General features: G+C 63.7%; 1 protein-coding gene and 1 pseudogene. Both read left to right on the forward strand.

Translation table 11 applies throughout. The features are described from left to right. Positions 1-224: tyrosine-type recombinase/integrase (locus tag Q2M23_RS43520; RefSeq protein ID WP_316399506.1), on the forward strand; the 224-nt coding region annotated here is incomplete at its 5' end. 28 nt (positions 225-252) lie between these two features. Then, positions 253-1421, forward strand: a pseudogene (locus Q2M23_RS43525) (IS91 family transposase). Positions 1422-1749: the final 328 nt, after the last annotated feature.

A 1749-nucleotide genomic window follows, 5' to 3' on the forward strand; every position in this document is an offset into this window, starting at 1 on the left:
CGGAGATCAACAAGCGCGTCTCGCTGCACACCTTGCGGCACAGCTTCGCCACCCACCTGCTTGAGCAGAACATCGACGTCCGCGTCATCCAGGTGCTGCTCGGCCACGCCAAGCTCGACACCACCGCGCTCTATACCCGCGTCGCCACCAAGACGATCAGCGAGGTCATGAGCCCGCTGGAGCATATCACGCTGAAGCTCAAGGAGGTCCGACCGCCCGGCTGACGGCGCTCGTGTCGCGCCCGTTGCGGATATTTTCCGCAGCCATGGCGTAGCATGGCGCAAAGCCCATGCCGGCCATGTCAGCCTCGACCAGTTGAAGGTGATGTCGGCGATCGAGCGCTGCCGCACGGTGGCGCTCGGCGGCCATGTCGCGCGCTGCGCGGACTGCGCCTACACGACGATCGCCTACAACTCCTGCCGCAACCGGCATTGCCCGAAGTGCCAAGGCGCCGCCGCAAAGGAGTGGCTCGCCGATCGCGAGGCCGAGCTGTTGCCCGTGCCGTACTACCACCTGGTGTTCACACTCCCAGGAGCGATCGCCGACATCGCCTGCCAGAACAAGGCCGTCCTCTACGACCTGCTGTTCAAGGTCTCGGCCGAGACCATGCTGACGATCGCCGCCGATCCGAAGCATCTGGGGGCCAGGATCGGCATCACCTCCGTGCTGCACACCTGGGGCTCGGCGCTGACCCATCACCCCCACGTGCACATGATCGTGCCGGGCGGCGGCATCTCGCCCGATGGTCAGCGCTGGGTGTCCTGCCGGCCCGGATTCTTCCTCCCCGTGCGCGTGCTCTCCCGCCTGTTCCGGCGATTGTTCCTTCAGAAGCTCGTCGCCGCCCATCAAGCCGGCCGCCTGAGCTTCTTTGGCGACAACAGCCAGCTCGCTGATACCCCATGCTTCGCAGCCTTCCTGGCGCCGCTGCGCAAAACCAAGTGGGTCGTCTATGCAAAGCGTCCGTTCGGTGGACCGGAGGCGGTGCTGGCCTATTTGTCGCGCTACACCCACCGGGTTGCCATCGCCAACAGCCGCTTGATCGCTTGCGACCAGCAGCGCGTCACCTTCAAATGGAAGGACTACCGCATCGAGGGCCGCGATCGATACAGGCAGATGACGCTCGCCACAGACGAGTTCATCCGCCGCTTCCTCATCCACGTGCTGCCCAAGGGCCTTCACCGCATCCGCCATTACGGCCTGTTCGCCAAAGCGCTTGCGCCGACAACATCGCACGCGTCCGCGAGCTGCTCACCGGTGCAAAGCCTGAAGCCAATCCCACCGCGGCTGCCGTCGATGCCAACAAGCCGGCTTGCCCATGCTGCGGCGGTCGCATGATCATCATCGAGGTCTTCGAGCGCGGTTGTACGCCACGGCATCGGCCGACAGCTCCAACGAACCGCATCAGGATCGACACCTCATGACCACGTCACTGTCCTGCAAATCTATTCGTAGTGCTCGCTGCCTCTCGGCCAGCCACGGCAGAGCGCGCTCAGATATCCACCGCCCGCCACAACGCGCTCGACAATTTGTCGAGCTCGACACCACCCGCCGCGCATTCGCCATCCGATTCACCCTCGAACACCTCGTTGCATCGGCTCGATTCAAATCAGCCAATTCGCCCGCGGCAGTCAAATCCCCATAGCGCCTGCGGCACCGCCTACGTTTCCCTTAAGCGCGGTTTCCTTGTATGGGCTTTGTCAAGGGAGGCGTTTAAATAGGCGATAGGTCGGCGCATCTTTTCCTTCGTCA

Source organism: Bradyrhizobium sp. 33ap4 (assembly GCF_032654765.1).
GTDB classification, from domain to species: Bacteria; Pseudomonadota; Alphaproteobacteria; order Rhizobiales; family Xanthobacteraceae; genus Bradyrhizobium; species Bradyrhizobium australafricanum.